Raw genomic sequence first — 9,343 nt, forward strand, 5'->3', positions numbered from 1 at the left:
AACGCTGACCGCTGACCGCTGACCGCTGACCGCTGACCGCTGACCGCTGACCGCTGACCGCTGACCGCTGACCCCGAACTGATCTTTTAGATCTCGACTATTGAATATAGGATCTCAGCGCGTTTTCATGCTAGAATTTGCGCAATTTTTTGTACTCGATAAGTAGCACTGTAATGATCTTAGATGATATTCGCATCGTTTTAGTTAACACCTCACATTCTGGCAATATTGGTTCTGCGGCACGTGCCATGAAAACCATGGGATTATCAAAGTTATACCTTGTTGATCCAGCCTGTGAAATAGATAGCCATGCAAGTGCGCTTGCTGCAGGTGCGACTGATGTACTAGGTAATGCGGTTATTGTTGATACGGTTGCCGATGCGATTGCTGATTGTGCATTAACTATTGGTACTAGTGCTCGCTCGCGTACATTGTCGTGGCCTATGGTTGAGCCGCGTGAATGTGGTGAAAAGCTTGTTGGCGAAGCTGTAAATGGCCCTGTAGCACTTGTATTTGGTCGTGAAAACAGTGGCTTAACAAACGAAGAATTACAACTGTGTAATTACCATGTGTGTATTCCTGCTAACCCAGAATACAGCTCGCTAAATTTAGCCATGGCAGTACAAACCTTATGCTATGAAACGCGTATGGCATTTTTAAATCAACAGCCTAAAGCGGAACAAGAAGAAGACGAAACCCTATATCCATCGTCTAAACAAACAGAGCTGTTTTACGAACACCTTGAAGACACCTTGTTTAAAACAGGCTTCATCATTAAGCAGCACCCAGGCATGGTAATGACTAAGCTACGTCGCTTGTTTAATCGTGCTCGCCCTGAAGATGCTGAAATGAACATATTACGAGGCATTCTTACCTCAATTAATAAGTCTATAAAATAGCAATTAGTTATAAATAGCGCCCTTTATTACTCCACTAATACTTGACTAAATTACTCAGGTAATTACAATAGACCCAATACTTGACCAAAACAGTCGGGTATTACAAGTTTATCGGCTGGCATTCGAGGCTAGCCAATCAGGATAATACTTGACTAATCTACTCTGGTAATTAAAATTTGCACTCTTTTGTGCGGGGGCGTTATGAAGTTAACATCAAAAGGCAGATATGCCGTTACAGCCATGCTGGATGTTGCACTACATGCAAATATAGGCCCTGTAGCGCTTGCAGATATTTCGCAGCGCCAAGAAATTTCTTTGTCTTATCTTGAGCAATTATTTGCCCGTTTACGTAAAAATGGGCTAGTGAGTTCTGTTCGAGGTCCTGGTGGGGGCTATTTACTAGGACGTGAGGCCGATGTAATTTCAGTTGGCGATGTTATCAATGCGGTAGATGAATCTGTTGACGCTACACGGTGTCAGCGAAGCAATACTGGTTGTCAAAGTGGTATGCGTTGTTTAACCCATACATTGTGGTCAGACTTAAGCGCACGAATTGAAGAATTTTTAAATAATATTACCTTAGCTGAACTGGTCGAAAAGTCGGACGTTAAAGCGGTCGCTCTTCGCCAAGAAAACAGCGTTAATGATGCAATTAAGCAGTTGGAAAATATTCAAGTAAGCTGTCAACTTTAAGGTTGACCTGCAGCGGAGAGAGAAATGAAGTTACCGATTTATTTAGATTACGCAGCAACTACGCCCGTTGACGAACGAGTTGCCAAAGAAATGATGCAGTGCCTGACTATGGACGGTAATTTTGGTAATCCAGCATCGCGTTCACACCGTTTTGGTTGGCAAGCTGAAGAAGTCGTTGACCAAGCACGTACTGACATTGCTGATTTAATTAATGCAGACCCACGTGAAATTGTATTCACATCGGGTGCAACAGAATCAAATAACCTTGCTATTAAAGGTGCAGCTCAGTTTTACAAGAAAAAAGGTAAGCATGTTATTACCGCTAAAACTGAACACAAAGCGGTTATCGACACATGTCGTGAGCTTGAGCGTCAAGGGTTTGAAGTAACCTACATGGACGTTGAAGAAAACGGCCTACTTGATCTGCAAAAATTAGCAGACACCATGCGTGACGACACCGTGCTTGTAAGTATTATGCATGTAAATAACGAGCTAGGTGTAATCCAAGACATCAATACAATTGGTGAAATGTGCCGCGAACGTAAAATTATGTTCCACGTAGATGCAGCACAAAGCGCGGGTAAAGTTTTAATTGACGTGCAACAAACCAAAGTAGATTTTATGTCATTCTCGGCGCACAAAGTATACGGCCCTAAAGGCGTAGGTGCTTTGTATGTTCGTCGTAAACCACGTGCACGTTTAGAAGCACAAATGCACGGTGGCGGCCATGAACGTGGTATGCGTTCTGGTACATTAGCAACTCATCAATTAGTGGGTATGGGCGCAGCATTTAGAATTGCAAAACAAGATTTTGAAAAAGATCACGCACACATCAGTGCGTTGCGTAAACGCCTAATCGACGGCATTTTAACGGATATGGACGAAGTGTACTTTAACGGCACGCAAGACCAATCAGTACCTGGTATTGTCAACATTAGCTTTAACTTTGTTGAAGGTGAGTCGTTATTAATGGCTGTTAAAGATATTGCGGTATCGTCAGGTTCAGCCTGTACATCTGCAAGTTTAGAGCCTTCTTACGTATTACGTGCATTAGGTCGCAACGACGAGCTAGCGCACAGCTCGATTCGTTTTAGTATTGGCCGTTTTACCACCGAAGAAGAGATTGATTACACCGTTGAGCTAATGAAAAACTCGATTGGCCGTTTACGTGAAATGTCTCCTCTTTGGGAAATGCACCAAGAAGGTGTTGATTTAGATTCAGTTGAATGGGCGCACCACTAATTAGTGGTGCCCATACCTAGCAGGTAGTGAGGATAGAATTATGGCTTACAGTGATAAAGTAATCGACCACGTAGAAAACCCACGTAACGTAGGTGCTCTAGATAAAAACGATCCGTCAGTGGCAACGGGTATGGTAGGCGCACCAGCATGTGGTGACGTAATGAAATTGCAAATTAAAGTATCGGCAGACGGCGTTATTGAAGATGCAAAATTCAAAACGTACGGCTGTGGTAGCGCAATTGCTTCATCTTCGCTGGTAACAGAGTGGGTTAAAGGCAAAACATTAGACGAAGCTGCGACTATCAAAAATACCGATATCAGCGCAGAGCTAGAATTACCACCAGTGAAAATTCACTGCTCAATTTTAGCCGAAGATGCAATTCAAGCAGCAATTGCAGATTACAAAAGCAAACATACAAACTAAGAGATATTCATGGCAGTGACATTGACAGATGCGGCAGCAAACCGCGTACAATCATTTTTAGCAAACCGTGGTAAAGGCATTGGCCTGCGAGTTGGCATTAAAACGACGGGCTGTTCAGGTCTTGCTTATGTTCTAGAGTTTGTTGATGAGCTAAACGATGACGATGAAACATTTGCGGCCAAAGGCGTTACCTTAATTGTTGACGCTAAAAGCTTAGTTTATATCGACGGCACCGAGCTCGACTACACTAAAGAAGGTTTAAATGAAGGGTTTAAATTTAACAACCCTAACCAAGCTGATGAGTGTGGCTGTGGCGAAAGCTTTACCGTTTAAGCTCAAACTTGTTTTAAGATATAAATAAGCCCTGCCAGTTAATGTAGGGCTTTGTCATTTGTGAGAAGTTATGCGTTATTTTGAGTTATTTGCAATACCGGTTGACTACAATATTGACTTAGCAATGATCAACAAGCACTACTTAGAACTTCAACGTGCTGTACACCCTGATCGTCATGCTAATGCCAGCAGTCGTGATAAATTAATGGCCGTACAAAGTACCGCTGAAATTAACGACGCATTACAAACACTTAAGCATCCGGTTAAACGTGCTGAATATATGTTGAGTGAGCTGGGCGTTGATATTCGCGCTGAGCAGCAAACACTGCAAGATCCCATGTTCTTGATGCAACAAATGGAACTGCGCGAAGAGCTTGAAGAACTTCCCTCTGCAAGTGATCCAGATATCGCTATTGCTAATTTTGAATCACAAATAAAGCAATTAAAAGCCCAGTATAGCAACGAATTGGCTGAGCAACTTGCAAGCAACGATGAGCAACAATATCAACACGCTGCTGACAACATTCGCAAATTAAAATTTGTATATAAGTTACAAGACGAACTTGAACGCATTGAAGACAGTTTATTTGACGATTAATTACTTGCTGCAAAGCGAGCAACACGAGTTTAAAGAGCATTATGGCATTATTGCAAATTGCTGAGCCGGGGCAGAGCGCGGCACCACATGAACACAAATTAGCCATTGGAATTGATTTAGGCACTACAAATTCATTAGTGGCAACCGTACAAAGCGGCGAAGCACGCACTATTACTGATGAGTCAGGCGAAGCGATGTTACCCTCAGTGGTTCGTTATCAAGCTGGCGGCATTACCGTGGGTAATGATGCAATGCAAGCAGCTACACTCGATCCGGTTAATACGCTTATTTCAGTGAAGCGCTTTTTAGGTAAAACGCAAACCGAAATAGAACAAAGCTATGGCCAACTGCCTTATCAGTTTTGCGATGATGATGGTGCATTGGCTATCGAAACGGCTGCGGGAAAAATCAGCCCAGTTAAAGCCTCAAGTCATATTTTAGGTGCCTTAAAAGCACGTGCAGAACAAAGCTTTGGTAATCAAGATATTTTAGGCGCGGTTATCACCGTACCAGCCTATTTCGATGATGCACAACGTCAAAGCACCAAAGATGCGGCTGAGCTTGCCGGTATTAATGTACTGCGCTTACTAAACGAGCCTACTGCCGCTGCCGTTGCTTACGGTTTAGATTCGGGGCAAGAAGGTATTATCGCCGTTTATGATTTAGGGGGCGGTACTTTTGATATCTCTATTCTGCGTCTTAATAAAGGCGTGTTTGAAGTGCTGGCCACCGGTGGCGATTCTAGCCTAGGCGGCGACGACTTTGACTCATTATTAGTTGATTACCTAAAACAAGAAACCGGCGTGACAAGCTTATCTCCTTCGGTATTACGTTTATTCATTAATAAAGCCAAAGCCTGTAAAGAAGCACTCAGCCAATACGAAAAAGTGAATGTTGGCCTTGAGTTTGACGATGAAAAATACATGGTTGAAGTAACGCGAGAAAAATTTAATGAGCTCGCTATGCCATTGGTCAAAAAAACGCTCCGCTCATGTCGTCGTGCAGTAAAAGATGCCGGTATTGAAAACCAGGAAGTATTACAAGTTGTAATGGTTGGTGGTTCAACTCGTATGCCATTAGTGCGTACTCAAGTCGGTGAATTTTTTGATAAACAGCCACTAACTTCAATTGACCCTGATCGCGTTGTTGCACTGGGTGCAGCATTACAAGCTGACGTATTAATTGGTAACAAGCCAGATTCAGACATGTTATTACTTGATGTGTTACCGTTGTCGTTAGGCCTTGAAACAATGGGTGGCTTGGTTGAAAAAATCATTCCACGCAATACCACGATTCCGGTTGCACGTGCGCAAGAATTTACTACGTTTAAAGATGGTCAAACGGCTATGTCGTTGCATGTATTACAAGGTGAACGGGAACTGGTTGACGATTGTCGATCGCTGGCAAAGTTTAGTTTAAAAGGCATTCCCCCTATGGCGGCGGGAGCGGCGCATATTCGCGTTACCTTTAAAGTAGATGCTGATGGTTTACTAAGCGTATCAGCCATGGAAAAATCAACCGGCGTTCAAGCAGAAATACAAGTAAAACCGTCGTTTGGTTTGTCTGAGGACCAAGTTGCTAATATGCTTAAAGAGTCGATGAGTAACGCTAAAGGCGATATGCAAGCGCGTATGCTTAAAGAGCAACAAGTTGAAGCGCTTCGTGTAATAGAAGCCATGGAAGCCTCATTAGCTGCTGATGGCGATTTACTTGAGCCTGAGCAACTAGCGGCGCTAAAAGTGGAAATAAACGAACTTGCAAAAGTACGCGAGAGCGCACAAGAGCCAAGTGAAATTAAAGCAGCCATTGAAAAAATGGACAATGCGAGTAGTGATTTTGCCGCGCGTAGAATGGATGCATCAATTAAAAAAGCCTTAACAGGTCAGTCAGTAGACAATATATAAGAGAGATTAGAATGCCACAAATTGTTTTTCTTCCCCATCCGGAGTTGTGTCCTGACGGTGCTGCAATAGAAGCGCCCGCTGGCGAAACGGTACTTGATATCGCGCTTAAAAATGGCATTAGCATTCCTCATGCCTGTGAAAAATCATGTGCATGTACAACGTGTCACTTAGTGATCCGTGAAGGTTTTGACTCATTAGATGAAAGTGACGACCTAGAAGACGACATGCTAGATAAAGCATGGGGTTTAGAGCCTGAATCGCGCTTAGGTTGCCAAGCAATCATTAGAGATGAAGACTTAGTGGTTGAAATACCAAAGTACAATCTCAATATCGTTAATGAAGAACACTAGTTTTTAATTAATGACTATCATATTAAAAGCCGCTGTTTGATACAGCGGCTTTTTTGTTTTAGGTGAAGATTTATGCCGCGCAGACAAATCTTTTGTAGACGTAGAGCTTTCTCAAGTTAGCCTTGCAGCGGCTCATTGTTTGATTTTTTAGTGATTTATTCACCACAGAGGGCACAGAGTTCACAGAGAAAGTGAGCAAAGGCAAAGGTTTAGTGTTATTTACCTTAACCCCTCGGTGTAGCGCGAAGCGCCTTTGTATTCTCTGTGGTGTAAATATTTTGTAGGCGGGGCTTTACGCCGCGCAAATGTGCAGCGGGTTTACCCCGCGTCTTTTTAAAGGTTAAAGGCGAAAGGCAAAAGGTTACGAGCGGCGTGCTGCGAGACGCGGGTAAATTAAAATAGCCTGTAGGCGGGGCTTTACGCCGCGCAAATGTGGTTAAAGGTAATAAAATTATGCACAAAGAGGTTAAGAGACGCTGCGCTTTTAGAGGAAGTGACAAAACAATTAATCACTCAGGCTAATGGTTAGTGCTTTCTCATTTTCTTCTCATTCACTTCTCTTTGTGCATATGCTTTTTAAAGCGGTTTTATTCCGCGTTTGTTAGTAATTTTATTTACCACAGAGATTACAGAGTGCGCAGAGGAAGTGAATAAATACAAAGGTTGAAGGTAAAGGGTTACGGGCGGCGGGTAAGTTAAAATTAAAAAGTCTTGTAGCGTTAACCACAAGGCTTTTTTAATTTATCGAAGCCCGAAGCCCGAAGCACAAAACCCAAAACCCAAAACCCAAAACCCAAAACCCAAAACCCATTTCGGAGGTGTATTTTGAGTGATCTTATTTTTTCAGACTCGTTTATAAACGGTGAATTTTATCAAACTAGCACACGCTTTAGCGTCGATGATCCTGCGACCGGAAAAAGCATAATAGAAGTTAGCGACATTGACGAGCAGGGCGTAAATACAGCTATTAATGCGGCAAAAGGCGCGTTTGTAAAATTAAAAGCCACCAATGCGACCGAGCGAAGTGACACCTTGATGCGTTGGTATGATCTAGTGATAAAACATAAACAAACCCTTGCTACACTTATGACCAAAGAGCAGGGAAAACCGCTTAAAGAATCGCTTGGTGAAATAGATTATGGGGCTGGCTTTATTAAGTGGTTTGCCGAACAAGCTAAACGCAGCTATGGCGATGTGATCCCCGCCACCGATAACAGTCATCGTTTAACTAGCTTCAAGCAACCTATTGGCGTGGTAGCAGGTATTACGCCATGGAATTTTCCTGTTGCTATGGTGACTCGAAAAGTTGCCCCGGCTTATGCTGCTGGCTGTAGTTTTATACTCAAGCCTTCTGAGCACACACCATTATGTGCTATCGCTTTAGCTTATTTAGCTGATCAGGCTGGCTTTGTTAAAGGTGCATTTAATGTGCTTGTGTCACAAGATGCCAAAAAGGTTGGCAAAATGCTGACAGACTCAGAGGTCGTACGTAAGTTTACTTTTACTGGCTCTACCGGTGTAGGTAAGCAGTTACTCTCTCAATGTGCATCTACAATAAAGCGTACTTCAATGGAATTGGGGGGAAATGCCCCGTTTATAATATTTGATAATGCTGATATTGACGATGCTATTGATGGATTGATGGCGGCCAAATTTAGAAACTCAGGACAAGCTTGTGTTGCAGCAAATCGTATTTTTATTCAGCGTAATATATTAAATGACGTGCTTGAAAAAATTACACCCAAAGTCGCTGCGCTCAAAGTTGCGAACGGTTTTGATGAAAATGCCGACATAGGGCCGCTTATTTACCCCAAAGCAAAAGAGAAAGTGCAACAACTGATTAAAGACGCTCTTGATAAAGGCGCTACGTTAATTGGAGATAACAGCAATTTAGGTGGCAGTTTTCAAAACCCATTAATAGTCACCAATGTCACTACACAAATGGATATTTATCACGAAGAAGTGTTTGGTCCTGTATTAACGGTGATCCCATTTGATGAAGAAAGCGAAGTACTTGCGCTTGCTAATAACGTCCCTTATGGGTTAGCTGCGTACTTTTATAGCCAAAACATTAAACAAATCTATCGTATAAGCGAAGGGCTAGAGTTTGGCATGGTAGGTGTAAATGAGGGAGTTATATCAAACCCAGTTGCGCCGTTTGGTGGTGTAAAGCAATCAGGTCTTGGTCGTGAAGGCGGGCATCAGGGTTTAGATGAGTACTTAGAAGAAAAATACGTATGTATTAAGGTGTAATGATAAAGACTGTTCCGATGAGTTAATGGTTGTAAGATAAAACTCGGCTAAATGTTGCTAGATAATGGGCTAAATGTTACCTTTTTAATATATATTTTTCGTAACAAAATAGTAAAAAAATTTCTATAAGTAGAAATACCCCCGTGTGTAAATGCCACCATTTGGTGGCATTTTTTTAGCCACTTTTTTGGCGAACCTTATCGCTTCGGTCTAAAATTACTCTAACAATTGTAAACATGATCATCGACATGGCCAACGCACTTGGCGTAAATAGCGTGGCAGAAGGCGTTGAAGAAACGGCGCAATTCAATTACTTAAAACAACGTGGCTGCGACTTGTTTCAAGGCTACTTATTTTCAAAGCCAATCCCTATTGCACAGTGGAAAGAACGCCTTTAATAAACGGCAACGGAGCGCGGGCAACGGGCAACGAGTTTCGGGGAACCACCGCGTTTTAATTGTTTTGTAGGCGGGGCTTTACGCCGCGCACATGTAACTTTTTTAAAGATTAAAGGCGAAAGGTTACGAGCGACGTGGCGCGGGTAAATTAAAATTTTTTGTAGACGTAGAGCTTGCTCACGTTAGCCGCAGGGCGGCTTATTGTTATATTTTTTAGTTATTTTATTTACCACCCCCCTGTGTCAGGAT

General features: G+C 42.6%; 10 protein-coding genes. All 10 read left to right on the forward strand.

Going from position 1 to position 9,343, the window contains the following annotated elements:
• Positions 1-173 precede the first annotated feature (173 nt).
• The 10 genes from trmJ (at position 174) to CWC14_RS05100 (ending at position 9,094) form a co-directional block, all read left to right on the forward strand.
• Positions 174-899 (forward strand): tRNA (cytosine(32)/uridine(32)-2'-O)-methyltransferase TrmJ, encoded by a 726-nt coding sequence (gene trmJ / locus CWC14_RS05055; protein ID WP_131690450.1) that lies wholly within the window; start codon positions 174-176, stop codon positions 897-899.
• 201 nt (positions 900-1,100) lie between these two features.
• Positions 1,101-1,592, forward strand: a complete 492-nt coding sequence (gene iscR, locus CWC14_RS05060) for a Fe-S cluster assembly transcriptional regulator IscR (RefSeq protein WP_008113921.1) — start codon at positions 1,101-1,103, stop codon at positions 1,590-1,592.
• Positions 1,593-1,616: 24 nt separating this feature from the next.
• Complete coding sequence (locus CWC14_RS05065; protein ID WP_008113922.1) at positions 1,617-2,834, forward strand: IscS subfamily cysteine desulfurase; 1,218 nt, start codon at positions 1,617-1,619, stop codon at positions 2,832-2,834.
• 40 nt (positions 2,835-2,874) lie between these two features.
• Positions 2,875-3,258: a Fe-S cluster assembly scaffold IscU gene (gene iscU / locus CWC14_RS05070; protein ID WP_008467675.1), complete on the forward strand. Its 384-nt coding sequence runs from the start codon at positions 2,875-2,877 to the stop codon at positions 3,256-3,258.
• Positions 3,259-3,267: 9 nt separating this feature from the next.
• Positions 3,268-3,591: an iron-sulfur cluster assembly protein IscA gene (gene iscA / locus CWC14_RS05075; protein ID WP_008113924.1), complete on the forward strand. Its 324-nt coding sequence runs from the start codon at positions 3,268-3,270 to the stop codon at positions 3,589-3,591.
• 70 nt (positions 3,592-3,661) lie between these two features.
• Complete coding sequence (gene hscB, locus CWC14_RS05080) at positions 3,662-4,189, forward strand: co-chaperone HscB (RefSeq protein WP_008113925.1); 528 nt, start codon at positions 3,662-3,664, stop codon at positions 4,187-4,189.
• Between the two features lie 41 nt (positions 4,190-4,230).
• On the forward strand, positions 4,231-6,093 hold the full coding sequence (hscA, locus tag CWC14_RS05085) for a Fe-S protein assembly chaperone HscA (protein WP_138561664.1): 1,863 nt from the start codon (positions 4,231-4,233) through the stop codon (positions 6,091-6,093).
• Between the two features lie 11 nt (positions 6,094-6,104).
• Positions 6,105-6,443 (forward strand): ISC system 2Fe-2S type ferredoxin, encoded by a 339-nt coding sequence (fdx, locus tag CWC14_RS05090; RefSeq protein WP_008113929.1) that lies wholly within the window; start codon positions 6,105-6,107, stop codon positions 6,441-6,443.
• 825 nt (positions 6,444-7,268) lie between these two features.
• Entirely contained in the window at positions 7,269-8,696 is a 1,428-nt protein-coding gene (locus tag CWC14_RS05095) for an NAD-dependent succinate-semialdehyde dehydrogenase (protein WP_138561666.1), read from the forward strand.
• Positions 8,697-8,911: 215 nt separating this feature from the next.
• On the forward strand, positions 8,912-9,094 hold the full coding sequence (locus CWC14_RS05100; RefSeq protein WP_306302889.1) for an EAL domain-containing protein: 183 nt from the start codon (positions 8,912-8,914) through the stop codon (positions 9,092-9,094).
• Positions 9,095-9,343: the final 249 nt, after the last annotated feature.

This window comes from Pseudoalteromonas sp. S3260, assembly GCF_005886925.1.
Lineage (GTDB): Bacteria > Pseudomonadota > Gammaproteobacteria > Enterobacterales > Alteromonadaceae > Pseudoalteromonas > Pseudoalteromonas tetraodonis.

What these genes read in the sequence shown, in the direction of transcription:
- iscU (WP_008467675.1), top strand. Translation starts at nt 2,875, where the DNA reads ATGGCTTACAGTGATAAAGTAATCGACCACGTAGAAAACCCACGTAAC.
- iscA (WP_008113924.1), top strand. Translation starts at nt 3,268, where the DNA reads ATGGCAGTGACATTGACAGATGCGGCAGCAAACCGCGTACAATCATTT.
- hscB (WP_008113925.1), top strand. Translation starts at nt 3,662, where the DNA reads ATGCGTTATTTTGAGTTATTTGCAATACCGGTTGACTACAATATTGAC.
- iscR (WP_008113921.1), top strand. Translation starts at nt 1,101, where the DNA reads ATGAAGTTAACATCAAAAGGCAGATATGCCGTTACAGCCATGCTGGAT.
- CWC14_RS05065 (WP_008113922.1), top strand. Translation starts at nt 1,617, where the DNA reads ATGAAGTTACCGATTTATTTAGATTACGCAGCAACTACGCCCGTTGAC.
- fdx (WP_008113929.1), top strand. Translation starts at nt 6,105, where the DNA reads ATGCCACAAATTGTTTTTCTTCCCCATCCGGAGTTGTGTCCTGACGGT.
- hscA (WP_138561664.1), top strand. Translation starts at nt 4,231, where the DNA reads ATGGCATTATTGCAAATTGCTGAGCCGGGGCAGAGCGCGGCACCACAT.
- trmJ (WP_131690450.1), top strand. Translation starts at nt 174, where the DNA reads ATGATCTTAGATGATATTCGCATCGTTTTAGTTAACACCTCACATTCT.